12 protein-coding genes are annotated in these 20,287 nt (G+C 51.3%); 3 read left to right on the forward strand and 9 right to left on the reverse strand.

All coding sequences use genetic code 11. The features are described 5' to 3' along the window. Window positions 1-3 precede the first annotated feature (3 nt). From P2W70_RS33555 to P2W70_RS33580, 6 genes are all read right to left on the reverse strand, one after another. On the reverse strand, window positions 4-1,716 hold the full coding sequence (locus P2W70_RS33555) for a T9SS type A sorting domain-containing protein (RefSeq protein ID WP_276485991.1): 1,713 nt from the start codon (window positions 1,714-1,716) through the stop codon (window positions 4-6). A 31-nt stretch (window positions 1,717-1,747) separates the two neighbouring features. Next, the gene (locus tag P2W70_RS33560; protein WP_276485992.1) at window positions 1,748-2,503 is read right to left on the reverse strand and encodes a hypothetical protein; all 756 of its coding nucleotides are present in this window, start codon (window positions 2,501-2,503) and stop codon (window positions 1,748-1,750) included. A 165-nt stretch (window positions 2,504-2,668) separates the two neighbouring features. Continuing rightward, a complete protein-coding gene (locus P2W70_RS33565) occupies window positions 2,669-4,609 on the reverse strand; it encodes a RagB/SusD family nutrient uptake outer membrane protein (protein ID WP_276485993.1) in 1,941 nt (646 codons plus the stop codon). A 13-nt stretch (window positions 4,610-4,622) separates the two neighbouring features. After that, the gene (locus P2W70_RS33570) at window positions 4,623-8,288 is read right to left on the reverse strand and encodes a SusC/RagA family TonB-linked outer membrane protein (protein WP_276485994.1); all 3,666 of its coding nucleotides are present in this window, start codon (window positions 8,286-8,288) and stop codon (window positions 4,623-4,625) included. A 72-nt stretch (window positions 8,289-8,360) separates the two neighbouring features. Further along, window positions 8,361-9,527, reverse strand: coding sequence for a FecR family protein (locus P2W70_RS33575; RefSeq protein WP_276485995.1), 1,167 nt, complete (start codon window positions 9,525-9,527; stop codon window positions 8,361-8,363). Window positions 9,528-9,600: 73 nt separating this feature from the next. Continuing rightward, window positions 9,601-10,167 (reverse strand): sigma-70 family RNA polymerase sigma factor, encoded by a 567-nt coding sequence (locus tag P2W70_RS33580; RefSeq protein WP_276485996.1) that lies wholly within the window; start codon window positions 10,165-10,167, stop codon window positions 9,601-9,603. Between the two features lie 309 nt (window positions 10,168-10,476). Here P2W70_RS33580 and P2W70_RS33585 point away from each other — a divergent pair, with 309 nt between their 5' ends. Next, window positions 10,477-11,457 carry a bifunctional riboflavin kinase/FAD synthetase gene (locus P2W70_RS33585; protein ID WP_276485997.1) on the forward strand — a complete coding sequence of 327 codons (981 nt, stop codon included), beginning with the start codon at window positions 10,477-10,479 and terminating at the stop codon, window positions 11,455-11,457. On the opposite strand, the gene holA is transcribed toward P2W70_RS33585, so the two are convergent. Continuing rightward, complete coding sequence (holA, locus tag P2W70_RS33590) at window positions 11,454-12,452, reverse strand: DNA polymerase III subunit delta (RefSeq protein ID WP_276485999.1); 999 nt, start codon at window positions 12,450-12,452, stop codon at window positions 11,454-11,456. The two genes, P2W70_RS33585 and holA, sit on opposite strands and share 4 nt — an antisense overlap. A 230-nt stretch (window positions 12,453-12,682) precedes the next feature. Between holA and P2W70_RS33595 the strand changes: the two genes are divergently transcribed. Beyond that, a complete protein-coding gene (locus P2W70_RS33595; RefSeq protein WP_276486000.1) occupies window positions 12,683-13,660 on the forward strand; it encodes a hypothetical protein in 978 nt (325 codons plus the stop codon). A 217-nt stretch (window positions 13,661-13,877) separates the two neighbouring features. Here the strand turns inward: P2W70_RS33595 and P2W70_RS33600 are convergent, their stop codons facing one another. Next, window positions 13,878-17,354: a hypothetical protein gene (locus tag P2W70_RS33600; protein WP_276486001.1), complete on the reverse strand. Its 3,477-nt coding sequence runs from the start codon at window positions 17,352-17,354 to the stop codon at window positions 13,878-13,880. 366 nt (window positions 17,355-17,720) lie between these two features. Between P2W70_RS33600 and P2W70_RS33605 the strand changes: the two genes are divergently transcribed. Next, window positions 17,721-18,584: a hypothetical protein gene (locus P2W70_RS33605; RefSeq protein ID WP_276486002.1), complete on the forward strand. Its 864-nt coding sequence runs from the start codon at window positions 17,721-17,723 to the stop codon at window positions 18,582-18,584. Window positions 18,585-18,604: 20 nt separating this feature from the next. Here P2W70_RS33605 and P2W70_RS33610 read toward each other — a convergent pair whose 3' ends face one another. Next, window positions 18,605-20,221, reverse strand: coding sequence for an ABC-F family ATP-binding cassette domain-containing protein (locus tag P2W70_RS33610; protein WP_276486003.1), 1,617 nt, complete (start codon window positions 20,219-20,221; stop codon window positions 18,605-18,607). Window positions 20,222-20,287: the final 66 nt, after the last annotated feature.

The following is a 20,287-nucleotide window of genomic DNA, read 5'->3' on the forward strand; positions in this document are numbered from 1 at the left end:
TGTTTACCATTTCACCAGTTTCACCTTCTTCCCATTACCATATTGCAGGTAATAGATTCCCGCGGGCTGCGTTCCCAGGTTCAACTGCTGCGTACCCGGTTGCATGGTTTGCCGAAAAACCACTACGCCTGCTCCATTGTATACCGTCACCATTTGTTTCGTGCTCAACCGGACTGTCAGCACATCGCGGAAGGGATTGGGGAATACTGCCTGTTCTTTCAGCGGACTGCCGACAGCTGCGGGCGTTTGTAGGGTTCTTGCTCCGGCACTTTCACCGGGCGCAGCGATTTCCAACAGTAGCAGGTTGTCGGGTACATCGATCGTTATCGAACTCGTCGATGCATAACTATTGATGGGCGCACCAGTTAGCAGGGGCTGGTACAGGTTCGCCACCAGTGCCGTATAGGGTAGTCCGACAGTAATACTTTGAGGGCTGATACCTACATCGGTAAAAGTGGTATAATCATAGTTGGCGCCTTTTTCGGCGCCCAACCACAAGGCCAGGTAATAGCGGCCATTGTTTTTCTGGTAGAGGCTATAACGTACACCCGCTGTATCACCTGTGATGGTCAGCGCCAATGGGGTCGGTGAAAAAACCAGGCTGGTATCCTTCAAAATGGCCAGGGTATTTTTGATGGCAGTATAGGCGGGCTTCTCGGAGCCATCTGTGCGCAGCAGGCCAAAGTTCTTCTCTACATCTCCTTGATCGGCCGTATGCTGATCGATGAACTCGTAGGCATAAGCCCTTGCCGCCCCCCGTTTGAATAGTTCCATAAACGCTACGGAATAATATTTACCGGCCGCCAGTTCGGACGAGTAGTGAAAGGAGTTGAGGCCAAAGGTGCAGGCAGCAGGATTGTTGAACCCCCGCGCGGTGGGAAAACCAAACTCGGTGGTTATCCAGGGTTTCCCTTTGGCCAGGGTATCGTAATAAGGTTGATCCTGATCGTACCGCGCACCGGGAAAGATGCGATTGGCCGGGCCGGTCACATCGTACGGATGCAGGTTAGCATAATCGAACCAACTACTGATGTGCGGCGTTGGCGTGGCCAGGCTATCGGGCATGGAAGGAGCAGGCCCAAAATGGGTAGGGCTTGCATTGATAATGCTCACGGCACTCAGCGCAGGCGTGCTGTGGGTTCTTGTCCAAAGGGTTTGCTGTATGGTACGCGTGAGTGTGATCCAATCCGCCGGAAACCAAACGGCAATGGTGCGGTCGGGCTCATTGAACCCTTCAAAATGTTGTATCGTCCTGACGAGCTCCGGGTTGGTATCAAACAGTTCGAGGTAGGCGGCGTCGTTCAGGAACCGGAGGGTGTCGATTACGCGCCTGCTGTCGAGCAGGTAGTCATATTTGATGCCGCAGCTGTCATGCAATTTCAGGTAACGCTGCCGCATGAGGGAGGCACTCACCGATCCGAGGAAGCTGGGATGCGGAAAATTGTCACGGATATGTTTTATACCCAGTTGTTTGAGTTTGGGATAAATAATCGATTCGAAGGCCGTATAATAGTTCAGGTGAGTATACCGTAAGTGCGTGTTCACTCCGACCCCATCGGTGTAGCTATACGCACTCTTGGGGGTAATCGTTATTTGGGCCCGGGTATTTGCGGCAATACCGGACAGCAGTAAAAATAGACAGGTAATACGACCTGCAGCTGCGCGACGTGTGCGGCGTAGTTTGCAGGCTTGCAAGAGGATTATCTTGATTGGCATAAGCATCGTTTGTTGGGTGGTGATTGACAGGCTATGGCAGGGCAGTAAACACAAGGTCATCGAAAGCGATCATTCCGCTATTGGAGTAGAAAAGGAGTTTGAAATTTTGCAGGTCATTGCCGGCCCCGGCGGCCGCAACACCGGTAAAGAAACGGTTGGTACCGGCCCACATATCCCATTTGTCATTGGCGACGGTATAGCTATTCCCATCTGGTCCGGTGTAGGTGCGTGCGGTGCCCGAGTTGTTGGAAACGAGGGTAAAGGACTGCTCGTCAACAAACCAGGGGCTTTGCACCGTAGCGCTGGCCGCTACGTGGTTGTCCATGATCCTGAACCGGCCCGTACTCGCACTATCGGTATACACCGCAAAGCGGGTATGCGTGGTGGTACTGTTGGAGGCATAGTCGTTGGTAAAACCCGCGCCGATATTGAACAGGGCCAAAACAGCTGGAGGCGTAGGCAGGTTGGTGATGGCACAAACCGCATTCATGGTAAAGGTCATTTTCAGCAGGGCGGGCGCTGTAGCTGCAAAGTTGGCCGTGCGCGCAAAGCAACTGTTGTGCGGTCCCGTGCAGGACTTGCGTATAAGTCGCACCTTCTTGTTGGAAATATCGATGGAGCCATTGGCCCCCGCCGCGGCGGCAAACGTGAATTGGCCGGTGGAGGGACTGCTGGCCTGCACGTAGTCGCCGATACTGGTGGCGCCGTTGAAAGATTGGGAGAAGAGTTGCGCTTTCCCTGCATGGAATGCCATGGAAAAGCTAAACAGGCATAGAAGAAACCGCATGGTTGTATATTTTAGGATGAAGAAATCAATACGTCTGGTCAAAACAATGCCTACCCTGGTGAGTGCTTACGCTCACCAGGGGGCTGATGCAAACAGTACGAACGATATCAGCCAGGCATTGATGCTATTTGCTGCTTGCTATTTTCGCAGGGAGGCAGCCCCCTGTCAATATTGTGGATTCTGCGGTCTTAAGTTATAATTGGCTTCCATGGCCGCCTGTGGCAGCGGATACAATTCGCTTTTGCCCGATTGGAAACCGTACCCATAAAAATTCACGAAGGTCGTGGTGATCGATGCATTGGCGACCCATGCCACACGGTTCACATTGGCGCCCGAATTGGGCAAGGTAATATCGGCAATGTTGGGTGTGATGGTATTGTCGCGAAGACCACTTCCGCTGGCCGGCGACGCCTTGTAGAACGAGTTGGCCCAGATCTTCCCGGTCTCTACGCCGTTGACCCTGGAATAGAAATACATGAGCCGCGGTAAGCTCGCCGTTAGCGTATAGGCCGGTGGAGCCGCCATATAGGAATAAGGCTGCATGGCCGTGCCCGCCGCCATACGCACGAGGTTGGCTTTCGTCTCGGTCAGCGCAGTGCCCAACAGGTTCCAGCGAATGAGGTCGTATTTGCGGATGCCTTCGCCGCCGAATTCAAGCGCCCGTTCTTTCACCAACAGTTTGAAGAATCCCTCCTTGTCGGTGGGAATAGCAGGCACGAGGGATGCGTCGCCTCCGTGACCGCGCTGGCTCACTTCGCGGAATGCGTCGATGGCTTTTGCAGAAGGTGCACTATTAAGCTCATTATCAGCTTCAGCATACATCAGCAATACATCTGAGAAACGGATCAGCGGCCAGTTGAGCTGCATGGTCGTAAGTGATGCGTTCGATGCCGGTGTCAGGGTCACTGGATTGGTACCGGTGGTGGCACCGCTGCTGAAATAGAAGGAAGGATTGGAGACCCAGTCTCTTCTAAACTTTCCATCGTAAATAGAATGGCTGGCATTGCCCCGGCCATAAACATCCAATACGATCTGAAACGGCACCAGTGTCACATCCCGACGTACGTCGGTGGAATCAAACAGGTAAAAGTAGGTGGGTAAAGCGGGGCCAAAGGGACCACCCACGCCATTCATCCGCGTACCGCTGGCGATACCGATCCGGCTATCGGAAGAATTGGTGCCCAGGGCTGTGGCCACCTGCATCATCAACTCGCCTTGCGGGTCAACCGCCACGTGCGCATTGATCACGTCTTTGAACATCGCCCTGTAGGTAGGCATCAGTGTATGCTGTTCCCGGCGTTTCATCAGCGAATCGCATTCGGCCTGTGCCATTTTATAATAGTCGACATAGTCCGCGGCTCTTTCCAACTGGCCGTTCTGGCGCAGCGCATAGCCACCCCGGAATAAGGCGATCCGCGCCCGCAGCGCCATGGCCGTTCCTTTGGTGAAACGTTCATCCTGCGCCACGGCTGTACGCCAGGGCAACAATGCCTTCGCTTCTTCCAGATCCGCTATCGCGTGGGTCAGTATGCTATCCCGGTGTGTTCTGCCCTGGAACGGTGTATTGATGAATGCCGTTGGCACGCGCTGCTCGGGCAGGTCGCCAAAGATGCGTGTCAACTCAAAATAATACTGTGCCCGCAACACCAGGGCTTCGCCATGCATGCGCCTGAGCTCTCCCGCTGTCTGCCCTTCCTGGTATTGCTTCATGCGGGGCAGGTAATAGATGCAGTTGTTGGCCCTTTCTATGCCCTGGTATAACTGGTTATAGGTAGACAGGATATCGGCATTGCTGGCATTGAGGGTATAGTGCGCCTGTTGGCGGCGTGCCACATCCAGGCCGGCGCCACCACCCAGGATGGCATCGTCGTCGTACACGTATTGGTAACTGGTAAACAGTCCGTAACCGGGATCTCCGGCCATGGCCATGTATGCCCCCATCAAAGCCGCTTTGGCATTGACCTCATTGCTGAATACAATCCCTACATCGAAGCTGGAGATGGGTTGGGGAGATAAATATTTTTTACAGGAACCGGCGCTCATCGACACCATGAGTATCACGAGGCAGCAGGTTCTGTTCAGGTTGAATGAATATTTCATACGCATAACAATCGGTGGTTTAGAAAATAACATTTAAGCCCAGTAAGAATGACCTGCCGCGCGGATACGCCGAGTAATCGACGCCTGGCGTAAGGATACTTCTCCGGGAACTCACATCCGGATCATAACCACTGTAACCAGTGATGGTTGCAACATTGTTGGCCGTGGCATACACCCGTAGACTGGCGATGTGCATTTTTTTCAATAAAGCTTTGTTCAGGGTGTAGCCCAGGGTGATGTTGTTGACCCGGAGATAGGAACCATCTTCCACGGCAAAAGAGCTGGGATAATAGCCGAGTGTACTACGCAGGGGCATCCATTGTTTGGCGCCTGCATTCAAGGCTGCCAGTTTCTCCGGTTCTATACCGATCACGGTGGTGGCATTGAGCTGCTTTTGCACCAGCTGGCCACTCCCGTCGATCACCTTCCAACGATCATTGACGCTGGCGAGCATATTGGCATCGAGGTTATAGGCTGTGGTGAGTTCCAGCTTATTGGCATTATAGACGTCGTTGCCATAGGAGAAGTTCATGAATACGTTCAGGTCGAAGTTCTTGTAATTGACCTGCTGGTTAAAACCACCGGTGATCTTTGGCAGCACGTTGCCGATCACGGTACGGTCGTCGAGGTCGATCTTACCGTCGCCAGTCACGTCGGCATATTTAATGGCACCTGGTTGCACGAGATCGGTCAGCACCGCCTGCGGATTGGGCAGGCCAGGCTTCAGGGTGTACTGGTGTGTGAGCGCAGGGTAGGTGGCATTCGATACCGGCGTGGTGGTAAAATCATCGACCGTATAATATCCTTCTACTTTCAATCCATACACGGCACCGATGGGCTGACCAACTTTTATAAGATAATCGGCGGGATTACCAGCGGTGGCAAAGAAGCCGGAGGATGCCGTGAACTGCTGCTGGTCGCCCAGGCTGATGATCTTGTTGCGGTTGACGGATGCGTTGACACTGCTATTCCAGGTGAAGTCCTTCTTTTTGATCACGGTGGCCGACAGCTGCACTTCAATACCCTGGTTGCGGATGGTACCTACATTCTGGTATTGGGTGCGGTAGCCCGTGTTGGCCGGAAAGCTGTTCTCCACCAGCAGGTTCTTCGTACTGTTGTTGTATACGTCTACCGTCAGGTCGAGCCGGCGGTTGAAGAGCGACAGGTCGAGGCCGATATTAGCAGAGCTCAGCGACTCCCATTGGATGCCCGTATTGCCAAAACGTGCCGGTAACAACAATGTATAGTTCAATACATTGTTGAGGCCATAACCCGAATTGGCCGGTGTGGAATAATTGGCCGCATAGCCGTAGGGATCGATGCGGTTATTACCCGATACGCCATAGCTTATCCGGAGTTTGGCATCATCAATAAAAGTTACCCGTTTCATGAAGTCCTCCTGCGAGATGCGCCAAGCGGCCGAGGCTGAGGGGAAATACCCCCATTTGTTGTTGACTGAATCGGACGCGACAAATACATTGCTGTAATCGGGTCCGAATAAGGACGATCCATCAGCCCGAAAGTTCAGCGACAGCAGGTATTTCTGTTTAAAGTCGTACGACCAGCGGGTAAAGAAGGAAACCTGCCTGGTCTGCACTTCAGCCGACACCGGTTTGGGTTGTGCAAATCCAACAGGCGGCGTGGCCAGGCCAAAATTGGCAAAGGCAATATCAGGGGAGGTACCTATCGGAAAATAGCGAATGGTTTGGCTATTGGAGGTGGTCTTTGTTTCGAATATCTCGTGACCGGCCAGGATGGTGAGCCGGCCCTCGCCGTTCAGGAACCGGTTGTTGTTGTAGGTAAATACATTGGAGTTGTTCAGGACAGAACGCCTGGTATCTGTGAGGGAGGCGATGGGCATCCTGGCCCCGTTGTTCTTCGAGTTGGCCGTGATGGTATCATCAAAGCTTTTACCCTGTGTACTGGTCACATCATATCCAAAAGTGCTTTTAAACGACAGGCCTTTGAGCAGGTTGATGTTGATATAGCCATTGAAGTTATACAGCACAGCCGTCGACAAGCGGTATTCTGCCTGCGAGAGCAGGTAGGGGTTGATGAGGTTGAGTTGATTGCCCGGATTGAAGTCGCTCAGGTCCTGGTCGTAATAGGCTTCGTCCTGCCCCGGGAGGAACAAGGGGCGGTAGCGGGTGTATTGACGCAGGCGATTGGTATTGGCGCTACCTGCATCGGAGGTACCGGCTCCCTTTATCTGCTGGTTGTTGTAGCGTACGTTGAAGCCCATTTTGATGGCGTTGCTGATCTTTTGATCGAGCCGGAAGTTGAGCAATCTGCGGGCGAAAGAGGAATTCAATAGCAACCCTTCCTGGGTATTGTTGGTTAGGCTCAAGTTGAACTGGGTGGCCTGGTTACCGCCGGAGAGGGTGAGGTTCTGTGTAGTTTGCAACGCATTACGCCCCATCATCCGCTCCTGCCAGTTCATGGCATTGGGATAGTTCAAATAGGTAGCAATGGTATCGTAGTTGTTGGGATCGCGGATGTATTTGCTGACCATATTGAGGTCATTGGTAGCACCTGTGTATTGTGCCCTTTCATACTGGTAGAGTACGAACTGGTAGGGGTCCATCATGTCCAGTTGCTTCGTCAATTGGTTGATGCCGGCAAAGGTGTTGAAGGTCACGGTATATTTTCCATTGGTATTCTTCCCTCCCTTCGTGGTAATGATGACCACACCATTGGCGCCCCGGGCCCCGTAGATGGCGGTGGAGGCCGCATCTTTCAGCACATTGATGGATTCGATATCCTGGGGTGATAATACGTCGAGTGCATTTTCTACCTGTACCCCGTCAACGACATACAGCGGCGAACCCGACTGGGTAATGGAGTTGCGGCCACGGATGAATACATCGACCGGCGCACCAGGTGATCCTTCTCCCACCACGATCTGTACGCCTGCCAAGCGGCCCTGCAAGGCCTGCGCAGCAGAGTTGAGGGGGATGTCTTTCAATTGCTTTTCTGAGATCGCCGATATCGCGCCGGTGACGTCTTTGCGGTTCACCGACCCATACCCGATCACGACGATGTCATCCATCTCTTTCTGTGATGGAGTCATCGACACATTGACCAGGGTGCGGTTACTCACTGCAACTTCTTTTACTTCATACCCTACCATCGATACGACGAGTGTCACCGGACTTTTCGCGTTGGCCAGGTCGAGCGAGTAGTTACCAGTCGTATCAGCGATGGCAGAAAGATTGGTGCCTTTTACGATGACGGTTGCCCGGTATAAAGGTTCATTTCGTTCATTGGTCACCCGACCGCTCACCAGGAGCGGCTCTTCAGCCGCTGCGGAACGGGGTGGCGTCGTACTCTTTTTAAACACGACTGTTTTGTCATTGATATTGATGTTGTAACTGATGCCCCGCGGTACGAAATATTTATCCAATACTTCTTTCAGTGTCGCATTATTGACCACCACCTCGATGGCCTTGTCTTCTTTGAAAAGCTCTGCATTGTAGAGGAAGTCGAACCCGGTTTGCTGCTTGAGCAACGGGATTACTTTGAGCAGGGTAATGGACGGCTGTTTGATGGTGATGGTCTGTGCCCGCAGGGCAGTACCCGCTACAATCAGGAGCAGGAACAGCAGCCATTTCTTTCCGGGCAATAATCGTCTTTTCCAGGAATGGCCGGGGGGACACTCCTTGAACAAATGGGTGTTAAGCAGCATTTCGTTGTTTTTATTTCATATGGGCCAGGGCGCCTTAACCACAGCGCAGACAAGGACCGTTTTCAGGGAGGATCAGGGTAAGACCGTCACCTGTTTTCCTTCTATTTTAAAATGGATGGTATTGGTTATTTCCAGATTCTTCAGTAATTGTTGCAGGGTTTTCGCGCGGGAGAACGTTCCACCAAAAGCCATCGATTCCACGCCTGGTGTATAGACCACGGTGATATCGTACCAACGGGCAATCCGTTGCATCATCGTTTTTATGTTCTCGTTGCGGAAGGTGAAGTAGCCATTCTTCCAGGCCACTGCATCGTCAACGTCTGCAGTCGACACATGGATCTTTTGTCCGTCGGCTACTATCTGGGCTTGCTGACCAGGTACCAGTATCCGTTGCTCGTTGCCTGCTGCTACCTTCACGGATCCTTCCAGCAAAGTGGTCACCACTTCCCCCTCATCGCCATACGCTTTTATATTAAAATGGGTTCCCAGCACCTGCGTCCTGGTTCCCCCGGCGGCGACCGTAAAGAGCTTTGCCGCATCCTTGGCTACTTCAAAATAGGCCTCGCCGGTCAGCTCCACCGTACGGGTATCGCCGGTAAAGGAAGCTGGAAAGCGAAGGGAACTGGCAGCATTCAGCCATACCTTCGAACCGTCGGCCAGTACCAGGTTGAATTCGCCTCCATTGGGTGTGGTAATGGTATTAAAAGCCATCTCCCGCGTCGCGGGTTGGGCCCCATTTTCCAGGTCGTACACCAAGGTACTATCGTTGGATTTCCGTAGGGAAGCCTCCCCCTGTTGCAATCCCTGTTGCAGGGCGTCGGTCAGGTTGACGATACGGCCATCGGCGAGTTGCAGGGTCGCTGTTGGCTTGCCTGGCGCCACATCATTCTTATAATGATCTGCTACTGACGGTGGCGGTACTCCTGGCTTTGCTCTTTGCAACACCATTATCGCCATACCGGCCAGCAATACGACAGCGGCTGCAGTGGCCCACCATTTTCTGCGTGTGGACTTCATGGCGACCACCCTGGCCGGTGCGGCCGGCAATTGCATTTGTTGTTGAATACCCAACAGGATACGGTCTTTCAACGCAGCTTCGCTATCGGGCAAGGTTGTCAATACCGTCTGTTCATCATCTGTCCAGGCATCGTACCAGGCATGCAACTCCTCTTTCTCCGCCTCCGTGGCTGAGCCTTCGAGAAATTTATCGGCGAGCATTTGTAAACGTTCTTGTTGCATGGTGGCTGGTCTATTAATAAGAGTGCAGGTGGTTCCTTTTACCCTTAGTGTTGTTGAAAAAAAAATTAAATAGTTACAGGAAGAGGGTCAGGGGGGAGTCGCCGAGTTTGGTACGAATGGTTTTCAGGGCTTTGGTGAGGTGCGCCTCCGCCGTTTTGATAGAGATGCCCAGCTCTTCCGCTACCTGTGGCAGTGGCTGGTCGAGCAGTTTATTGTGAATAAACACCAGCCGGCATTTTTCGGGAAGGTGGTTGGCCAGCTTACTGACGATCTCGAGCAATATCTTGTTTTCAAAACTTCCGGTTTCCAATGTCTGGCCAAGGTTGGCAGCAGGCAGCTTTTCCAGGGAAGTGATGGCTGCTTTTTTTTGTCGTTGTAACCGGGCGTACACGGCATAGCGGGTCATGGCAGACAGGTAGGCAGGCAGGGCTTCGATCTGCAGGGTTGCCCGTTTGCTCCAGAGCGTTACAAATATTTCCTGCACGATCTCTTCGGCCTCCACCGTCTCGTGTACATGCTTAAGGGCAATAAAATACAGTTTGTTCCAGTAACGATGATAGAGTTCATTGAATGCCTCATGGCTGCCTGCCTGGAGCAGGGCTAGTAGTTCATCATCGGGCAACGCGGCAAACTTATTCATCACGTACGGCAGCAGTTGGGTAATTGAATGGGTGGCCATCGGGGCATCAGCGCCCCTGAAGATAGGATGAGGTATTACGTATTGCTTGCTTCTGTAAGAAGTTAGACGCCAAGGTAAGACAGATCATGCATACAGCATAATCTGTACCCTGCCCATCACGTACAGAACACCCATCATAAGGCATCTAAACAACTGTTTATTAATCGTTTACAGTACCATTAACCCGGCGCCTGCTTTTTGCTCATAATATAAGCCCCTGAATCTCAACTTCTGATTGCGCGCAGCAGTTTGTATTTTCGCGTGGCATTTATGAAAGTTTACAATTCGACCGATCAGATCCCGTCTTTTCAACGCGCCGTACTCACCATTGGCACGTTCGACGGCGTGCACCTGGGCCACCGCCAGATATTGAACCAATTGAAAGAAGAAGCTGACCGGATCGACGGAGAGACGGTAATCATTACCTTTCATCCCCACCCCCGTAAGGTAGTGGCAGCGGGGCAACCTGCCTTTCACCTGCTCAATACCATTGAGGAGCGGATCGAGTTGCTGGCGCAATGTGGTATCGATCACCTGGTGATCGTTCCCTTTACGGCCGAATTCGCCCAACAGACACCGGCGGAATACATCGAGCATTTCCTGATCGAAAAGTTCCATCCCCATACCATCATCATAGGATACGACCATCGCTTTGGCCAGGGCCGTACGGGCAACTACAAGCTGATGGAAGAATACAGTGACCGGTTTCGCCTGCTGGAAATACCCGGTCATGTGATCGACGAAAACACCGTCAGCTCCACACGCATCCGCCAGGCATTGCTCGACAGCGACCTGGAGCAAGCCAATGGCCTGCTGGGATATGATTACTTCTTTGAGGGAACTGTAGTAGATGGTAATAAACTCGGCAGGGAACTGGGTTATCCTACAGCGAACCTGCACATGGAAATTGCCGAGAAGCTGGTACCGGGCAATGGCATCTATGTGGTGGAAGCTGCCGTCGTTAAACATCCTTCGCATATCAGCCTGCTCCCTTCTGCCCAGGCTGGCGGCGCCCCTGTAGCGCCTACCCTGCAGGGCATGATGAGCATCGGCATTCGCCCCACGATCACCGACAACAGGCGGACCATTGAAGTGAACCTATTCGACTTCAACGAAGACATTTATGGTCGTTGCTTACGGGTGTATGTCAAACAGTACCTGCGCCCCGAACTCAAGTTCGACGGGCTCGATGCCCTGGTAGCCCAGTTGGCGCGGGATAAAGAAGACTCCCTGCGTTACTTCGGTCGTTAACACATCATTTTAGCCACCATCTCTTTGAGGAGAGAGGCGTCGGAAGTGCCTGTATCGCCAATACCGATGCTTTTCAGGTTGTATTGGTGCAGGAGGAGTAAGGCAGCCTCTACACCGTCATAACCATAGTTCTTGGCAGTCAACAGGTAGTCTTTCACGAACCAGGCATTGACCCCGATGTTGACGGCGATGGTCTTGTCGTCTTTGGCCGACTGGCCGAAGATCATATAAGTTTTGCTGAACAGGTTGTACAGGGATGGGAGGATGAGTTGTATGGGAGCCGCTTTGGGATTGGCCTCGAAGTACTGGATGATGCGCATGGCCTTGGCCATATCACGGGCAGCAACGGCACTTTGTAATTCGAATGGATTGTACTCCTTACTAACGCCTACATATTTTTCGATATCGTCCTCCGTAATATTCTTGCGATCTGCCAGGTTGACGAGTATCTTGTCGACTTCGTTGTTGATGCGGCTAAGGTCATTACCAATATGGTCAACGAGCAGCAACAAGGCTTTTTGGGAGATGGTGTATCCTTTGGATTGTACGAGTTCGTTGGTCCAGTCGGGCAACTGGTTGTCGTACATCTTTTTGGTGGTGAACATTTCACCCTTTTCCTTGAGGGTCTTGGCGAGCTTGCTGCGACCGTCCACCTTCTTCTCTTTATAGGAAACGACAAAGATGGTCGACGACAGTGGATTATCTATATAAGGTTCTAGCTTATCTATATCGCGCATCTGTTGTGCTTCCTTTAACAGGACGACCTGTTTATCGGAAAACATGGGATAGCGGCGGCAGGCATTGATGATATCGGGCCAGTTGGCATCTTTGCCATAAAAGACAGTCAGGTTGAATCCGGCCTCGGCTTCTGTAAGAATATTGTGTTCCGCGTAGTTAATTATTTTATCGATGTAATAGTCTTCTTCTCCTTCCAGCCAGTAAATGGGTTTGTATTGTTTCTTTTTCCAATCAGATATTATTTTTTCTGCAGACATGGGAACGATAAATAGTTAAAACTGGTGCAATATTACGTCAAAAAAAGGCTTTCTAAACCTATAAATATACCTTCGCAAAACACAATACTACGCTATGTTTCAGCGTTTTCCACGTTGTCCTGCCAGGACCCTTCAAAATTTCTGGCATGGTTTTAGAATAACCCTCTATCGAAAGCTGAACGATAGGGTTCAGCACCCGAATTTTAAACTTTTGAAAACACATAACAATTATGAGTACAACCAATTATCCATCAGCCAGTCCCCAAAATCAACCGCCTAAGAAAGATTCTAAAAACCTGATCATCGGCTTACTCGCCGTTGGTATCCTGGGTACATGGGGTTATTTCCTGTGGGACAAAAACAAATCTGACCAGCAGATCAACACCCTGCAAACACAATACGTTGCTGTAGACTCTTCCAAGAATGAATTGCAGAAGAGCTTCGACGCAGCTGTTATCCGTCTCGACTCACTGACCGGTTACAACAACGAACTGGAAGGTAAGCTGAGCGAAAAGAACAGCGAAGTCAGCAAACTGAGAAATCAGATCGCTGCCAAGCTGAAGAAAGAGCGCCTTACTGAAAGAGAGAAGAAAGAGCTGGCCGTGCAAATCGCCGACCTGAACTCTAAGATCAACAATCTCGAGCAGGAAGTTGCCCGTCTTACACAAGAAAACGGTGTGCTGACCACTGAGAAAACTCAACTGACAGCAGACAAAGAACAACTCACCAACGACCTGGCTACTACCAATACTGCCAAGGTTGAGCTCGAAAAGAAAGTTGATGTAGCTTCTACTTTCAACGCTTCTAACATCGCTATCACACCGATCGACGAAAAGAGCGGCGGTCGTGAAAAAGTAACTGAAAAGGCAAAACGCGTAGACAAGCTGGTTATCTCCTTTGATGTTGACAACCGCATTGCTCAGTCTGCCAACACAGAAGTATATGTATCTGTAACCGATCCCGAAGGCAAGCCAGTAACTGTTGAAGCACTGGGTTCCGGTACCTTCACTACCCGTGAAGAAGGCGACAAGTTCTATACTTTCAAGATGCCTGTAAACTACGAAGCTGGTAAGAAGGCTCACATTGAATATCCCTGGAAACAAAACAGCGGTTTCAAGAGAGGTAACTACAAGATCGAAGTTTACCACAATGGTTTCAAGATCGGCGAAAGCGTTCGCGAACTGAAGAAAGCTGGTATCTTCGGATAATCGAAGAACAGTCACTATACCGAGCGACCCGGCCAATGGCCGGGTCGCTTTTTTTGTGCCTGGCCTATTTGCTTTTGTCAGATGCTTCCATCTCGTGCGGTCGGGCAATCCCCCAGCTACTCACGTAGAGGTCGTAAAGGACACTGCAGATGTTGAAAACACCCACCTAACAGGACCATTGAATGATTGAATACTATGTGTGCGAATCAATGAAGGGTTACAGCAACGCCCTGATGGCCGCGCGGCCAATATGAACAATGCGGGAAGTACCGGGCTTGCGGCCTTCGTACTGGATGTTGATCTCAAGGCTATTGGACAACCGGCGAGTGAGGTCAAGATTCCACAAATAGTTCTTACCCGGCAACAATCCATCGAGCATAATGTAGGAAGACGGCGAATTGGTACCACCATTGGGATCCTGTGTCGTAAAGGAGATATTGTTGTACGTAAAGCGTCCTAGGATCGATGTACTGGAGAGAATATTGTACTTAATTTCCGAGCTCAGGGCATTGGAGCCTGCTTTCTCCCTACTGCCTGTCTGGTTCTCTTTCTGGCTGTATTTGTAGCCAAGTATTGCCCGCATGCTGGCTCCTTTGGTGAAGGTCAGCCTTGGTTCCATCTCATACTGATCGATCTTGTAATTGCGGTTATCGAATTTAGGATTGGAGCTGGACAACTGGTTGATCCCCGATTTGCCCGTCAGCTCCAGCATGAACATCCTGGTCACGTTCCAGCGTCCACGCATACTCCACTCATCGATCCGCCGGCTTTCGTATCCATACGTCAACAACGACTTATTGCTATTACGCGAATTATTCATATCGATACCCCATTTGGGGCTAAAGCGGTTGAAGGAAAAGGTATTGACGAAAATGGAGTTGAGCGTAATAAGGGAGGTATCGCTGAGCGGTGCTTTGAACGGATTGAATTGTACCAGTCCACGGGCAATCTCTTTCTTGTTCAATTGCAGTGACGATTGCAGGTTGATATTGGCCAGCAGCTTCAACAGTCCCTTGGCCTTCGACAGATCGATCTGTGACCGCGGATTCAATCCCAGGGTATAATTGAAGGTATTGTAATTCGCTTTTACAAATTGGTTGGTAGGTGTGAAGATGCGGATGTATTTTGCCTGGTCCTGGAAGAGCGCTACTTCAAACTCATTCAGCTGTTGCACGCCATCGTTGTTGTAATCGTTCCAGGTAAACTCTCCCTGCCCGGCCGGCACTTCGAGGTATACGAAATCCCGCTTCTGCTCCTGCCCTGCCCCAATCTCATACAGCAGGCTGCCCGTCAGCAGTCCCCGCCATTCATTCACCAGGTATTCAGCCCGGCCCAGCAGGCTGTTGTCGGCCTTTTGTGTCGTCACCTTATCATTCAGTATCGTCAGTGTACGGTAAGTGCCATTGAAGCGGAACTGGTGCCGCTCATTCTTCATCAATTCGGTAAACAGGTTGATGTTGTGGCTGCGGTCGGAGGTGGTCAATTCTGTACCCAGCGGATAGGCATTGGTGCGGGTAAAATAGATTACGCCCCAGCGATTGGGCTTGGCGTCATCCGACTTGATGGAAGCCTGTAAATTCTCGAAGGAGAAACTTTGTAACGCCACACTGTCCGACAGCTTATTGCGGACCTCATTGTGCTCGATGGCGTAATTGATACCAAGGGTATAGTTCTTCAACCGGGGAAACTTGCGGGAGATGTCGATGGTAGGACGCAGAAAATAACCCTTGTCGGTGATTGCGTCCATGGCCGAATACATCAATACATTGTTGAACTTCCAGCCCCGTACGTCTTGCACATGGGTGATGGTATTGCGAATGCCTGTGAAGTCACTACCCCGGTTATAATGGGTAAACTGGTAACGCACCGTATTGCCCCGGGCATCGAGCAATTGAGCGGCGCCGGTAGCGATGCCTTCATTCGCGGCCGTTACCTGCAAGGGCAATCCCCAGTCGCGGGTGAACTCTACATTGCGCAGCCGCTCCAGCGGTTTGAACCTGGCCTCCACATATTCAAAACCGCCTTCAGTGATCAACTGCAAGCCCGCCTTTGATCCTTTGAACGGTAAGGTGTTCCTAATATTGACCTTTCCGGCATAGCCCTTGTCATTGCCTTTATCTATCGATGAGAAAGTATTGACATCATAGCTACTCATCGCTACCTCCGTATTGACCACCAGGTTTTTGGTGATGTTGTAGTCGACACCGAGGCTGACAAGTTGTTGTTTTTTGGGAGTGACCAATAATACTGCCGCTTCGTATTGTCCCTGTGGTTTTCCATTCACCGGTTCTACCCAACGGTATACTTTTCCATTGGCGCCATTGAGGTCGGGCAGGTAGTTGCCATTGCCAATGCCTACATCGATAAACGACAGGCTATAGCGGGCGCTATCCGGGTGGGTGCTGTACACATAGATGCTGTCACGGTCTGGTGCGCCCGCCCAGGTAGTATCGATCTTTTTGTACAATATTTTACCGGCTGCAAAGGTGTCGATATTGGCCGTGGGATAGAAGGCCCGGCTGATGCTATCGCCGAGACCTGCGAGGAAGATCTTCTGTTGGGGATCCAGGTTCTGATTGATGGGCGAGCTTTTGGCGTCGGCATTGTTGAATAATCCTACACGCACCGTTGCCTTTGACCCAATCTTCACCTCATCTGCCAGGTAAATATTGGAGTTGAGGTAGTTTCTGTCGGCGTATTCAAACTCGATCTGTATCCGCCGGTCTTTGGTGATCATTCTTTTGGGGGTGAAAGTGATCTCCGCTGTATTGTAATTGATGACGTAGTCCTGGTCTTCTCCCCGCTGCAATAATTCACCATCGATGTACACCCGTTCCGTGTTGGCCAGCACTACAAAGAAGAACTCGTTGTTGGCGCCTTGCAGCCGGTAGGGCCCCTGGTTGCCTTCCTGCCCGTTGAATACATTGCGGGTAAACTTGCCCTTGGCAATGGAGCCACTGACCATCAGGTTGTTGCTGACCTTATCGCTGATATCCGTTTTTGTTTCGAAAGCGATACCCTGCAGGCGCTTGTAGAAGTTCAGGAAATAACTCTGTTGCTGGCGGATATCGATATCGCCCAGGCTCAGTGCCCAGTTCTTCTTCTTGAACTGCAGGAAGATGCGATCAAATTCATTGAGCTCCTGGGTGGTTCCATCTGGTTGGATGGGGATATTGTTGTCGGTGATGGCTGCTACGATCTCTATACTATCGGCGAGGTAGCCGTTCAACTGCAGGTTGAGGTTGGAGGTCACTACCGCATCCTGGCTATTGCCGAAGGAGATAGCCCGACCAAAACTACCGTTGTAGTTGATGTTGCCAAAGTTGAAGAAGCTTTCAGATGCAGCAATACCGGCGTAGTTGGGGGTGAAGGGTTGGCCGATAAAGTTGTTCATGATGCTGTCATAGGGCATCCGGTTGACGGCTGCATCGAGCCGGCGTGGAAATACCCGGTAGTAGACCACCATGGTATCGCTGGGTGGCCGGCCTTTCCAGGTCAATGCGGCCTTGACATAGTCTAGGTGGTACAGACTGTCGGGGATCCCAGGTATTGACAAGGTACGGGGAATAATGCTCAGCGTATCGAGCTGTACGAAGGTCTGGCTGGCGGTGATGATCTTTTTGCGCAGGTTGGACAATGATCGTTCCGTCCGCGGAGCCTGGGCAAATGCCGGCTGCAGGATGGGTAGGCTCAACAAAACAAGTATCAGGATCCTCCCGATCAACAAAGTGCAATTTCGTGTAACTGAATCCCTTCGCGGAAACGGAGGCGCTTTGTGGCTTTCCGGAAGGCAACCTGATCAAAGCCTACTGAATCCCATGTACGAAGCAGTTCAGTTTGGCCACCGATTATAGCGCTTAAAATTAGGCTTTTATTGCCTTTGGCCGGGGCTTTTAATGTATTGGTAAAAGGCAACTGCTCCCTGGCGCCCGCGTGTGATGGATGCCGTCTTGCGCGCAGGATGGCCGGGGCCGGGTGTGATCAATGGGGAATGGCCGGATCTGCCTTGGTGCAACGAACCACAAAATTTGCTTGTCTTGCAGGCTAAGCCCCTCATCACATGAAAATCATTCTACTACGCTGCCTGCCCCTGCTATTGCTCACGAGTTGCGTGACCAGGGCCATTTACCAAAGTCCGATGCATACCAATACCAACCGGTATAAACCGATGCCGATGCACAACGAAGGTTCAGCTGCCGCCAGCTATGCCGGGATTCATGCCGCTGTGGGTACGGCCAACGAACACGGACAAGACCAGGCTTTCAGCTTTGGTACTTCTTTTCACCGCAGTCATAACTTCAGTTTTTTCCAGGCGACCTATGGTGCTACCCTGGAACTGGGAGATTATAAAGTAAACCAGTACCCGATCATCCATGACAGCCTTGGTGGCAATACCTACCGCAATTTCGACCCGGTGAAGATCAACGAACGGGCTGGCCACAAGTTCTTTGGCGCTTATGGATTGAATGGCAGTGTCAATGTGGTAGCGCCGTTTGGCAATGCCGAGTGGCGCGTGCTGGGTGCCGAGTTGGCCTGGAACCAGGAATTTGGTCGATACCTCGACTTCCGCAAAAATATGCCAACCGGCGCGGTAACGATGGCCGACCGCAAGAAGACTTATTTCGTCTGGGGCGTCTTTACGGAGATGGTGGGCCGGGTAGGCGACGACAATCGACTGGGGTATAAACTGGCGCTTTTCGGCACCAACCGCCGCATCTACGATGAGTGGAATACCAGTAACCCCAACCTGGACTATGTGCAGGCTGCCTGCCTGGCGCAAACCCTTCATTTTACGGTCGACAACAAAGTAACGATTGCCGCGCAGGTCAATTTGGGCACCTATGCTTTCAGTTCCACCCTCAGCACGATCGTGCGGCTGGACAATCTACGCAAGAAAAAAGCCGGCACAGCGGCCGGCTTGTAATCAGCTATGTTCATGAAGTATTAAGCTACTTTCAGTTTCTTCGACTGCTTTTCCTCGAGGAATTCATCGAAGGTCATCAGCTTATCGTTGACGCCGTTGGGGGTCAGTTCGATAATGCGGTTGGCCACGGTTTGAAGGAAGGTATGGTCATGCGAAGAGATCAATACGATACCTGTAAAGTTCGTCATGCTTTCGTTGAATGCCTGGATGGATTCCAGGTCAAGGTGGTTGGTAGGCTCATCGAGGATCACCACGTTGGGGTCCTGGAGCATCATCCGGCTCACCATACAACGTACTTTCTCACCACCGCTCAATACCGTTGTCTTCTTCATGATCTCATCACCGGCAAAAAGCATTTTGCCGAGGAACCCACGCAAGAAGGGCTCATCTACGTCGGTTACATGCGGTGGCACATATTGACGCAGCCAATCCATCAGGTTGAGGTTGGTGGTGAAGAACTCGGAGTTATCGTTGGGCAGATAAGCTTTGGAGACGGTGGTACCCCACTCGTACTTGCCGCCATCGGCTTGTTTTTTACCATTGATGATCTCAAAGAAAGCCGTGATGGCCAATTGGTCATCGGCTACGATCGCGATCTTATCGCCTTTGTTGACGGTGAAGCTGGCATTGTTGAAAAGAACACGGCCATCGATAGAGGCAGATAGTTTTTCAACGTTGAGGATCTGGTTGCCTACTTCACGCAGTTGCTTGAAAATGATACCTGGATACTTACGGTTCGAAGGTGTGATGTCTTCGATCACCAATTTCTCCAGGGCTTTCTTACGGGAAGTAGCCTGCTTGGATTTAGAGGCGTTCGCACTGAATCGGGCGATAAAGTCCATCAGGTCTTTACGCTTTTCTTCCATCTTCTTGTTCTTGTCGCCTTGCTGACGGGCAGCCAGCTGGCTACTTTCATACCAGAAGGTATAGTTACCGGTATATACCTTGATCTTCTGACGGTCTACGTCGGCTACGTGTGTACACACGGTATCGAGGAAGTGACGGTCGTGGGAAACGACGATCACGATGTTCTCATATTCTGCGAGGAAGTTCTCGAGCCAGGAGATGGTCACCACGTCGAGGTTGTTGGTAGGCTCATCGAGGATGAGGATATCGGGGTTGCCGAACAATGCCTGGGCCAACAACACGCGCACTTTTTGCGCACCGTTGATGTCTTTCATCAGGGTTTGGTGAACCTCATCGGGCACACCCAGTTCATTAAGCAGGGTTGCTGCATCACTTTCGGCGGTATAGCCACCCATTTCACCAAATTCGCCTTCGAGCTCACCGGCACGGATACCGTCTTCTTCGGTAAAATCTTCTTTTGCGTAGATCTCATCCTTCTCCTTCATTACCTGCCACATTTTGCTATGGCCCATCAACACGGTGTTGAGTACGGTAATGTCGTCGAATGCGAAGTGGTTTTGGTTGAGGGTTGCCATCCGTTCGCCGGGGGTGATGTCGACAGTGCCTTTGTTGGGCTCGATCTCACCGGACAGGATCTTCAGAAAGGTGGATTTACCGGCACCGTTGGCACCGATTACACCATAGCAATTGCCTTTGGTAAAGGAGATGTTTACTTCATCAAACAAAACGCGTTTACCAAAAGAGAGTGTTATATTATTTGCCGATATCATATTCTTAGACTGAATTTCAGGGCGCAAAGGTACGATAAATTACGTTGCCGCGGGCTTCTTTTGGAG

It is taken from the genome of Paraflavitalea pollutisoli (assembly GCF_029360705.1).
Taxonomy (GTDB): Bacteria; Bacteroidota; Bacteroidia; order Chitinophagales; family Chitinophagaceae; genus Paraflavitalea; species Paraflavitalea pollutisoli.

Excerpts from the sequence above, each read along its gene's own strand:
- P2W70_RS33555 (WP_276485991.1), bottom strand. The coding sequence starts at position 1,716 with ATGCCAATCAAGATAATCCTCTTGCAAGCCTGCAAACTACGCCGCACA.
- P2W70_RS33560 (WP_276485992.1), bottom strand. The coding sequence starts at position 2,503 with ATGCGGTTTCTTCTATGCCTGTTTAGCTTTTCCATGGCATTCCATGCA.
- P2W70_RS33565 (WP_276485993.1), bottom strand. The coding sequence starts at position 4,609 with ATGCGTATGAAATATTCATTCAACCTGAACAGAACCTGCTGCCTCGTG.
- P2W70_RS33570 (WP_276485994.1), bottom strand. The coding sequence starts at position 8,288 with ATGCTGCTTAACACCCATTTGTTCAAGGAGTGTCCCCCCGGCCATTCC.
- P2W70_RS33575 (WP_276485995.1), bottom strand. The coding sequence starts at position 9,527 with ATGCAACAAGAACGTTTACAAATGCTCGCCGATAAATTTCTCGAAGGC.
- P2W70_RS33580 (WP_276485996.1), bottom strand. The coding sequence starts at position 10,167 with ATGAATAAGTTTGCCGCGTTGCCCGATGATGAACTACTAGCCCTGCTC.
- P2W70_RS33585 (WP_276485997.1), top strand. The coding sequence starts at position 10,477 with ATGAAAGTTTACAATTCGACCGATCAGATCCCGTCTTTTCAACGCGCC.
- holA (WP_276485999.1), bottom strand. The coding sequence starts at position 12,452 with ATGTCTGCAGAAAAAATAATATCTGATTGGAAAAAGAAACAATACAAA.
- P2W70_RS33595 (WP_276486000.1), top strand. The coding sequence starts at position 12,683 with ATGAGTACAACCAATTATCCATCAGCCAGTCCCCAAAATCAACCGCCT.
- P2W70_RS33605 (WP_276486002.1), top strand. The coding sequence starts at position 17,721 with ATGAAAATCATTCTACTACGCTGCCTGCCCCTGCTATTGCTCACGAGT.
- P2W70_RS33610 (WP_276486003.1), bottom strand. The coding sequence starts at position 20,221 with ATGATATCGGCAAATAATATAACACTCTCTTTTGGTAAACGCGTTTTG.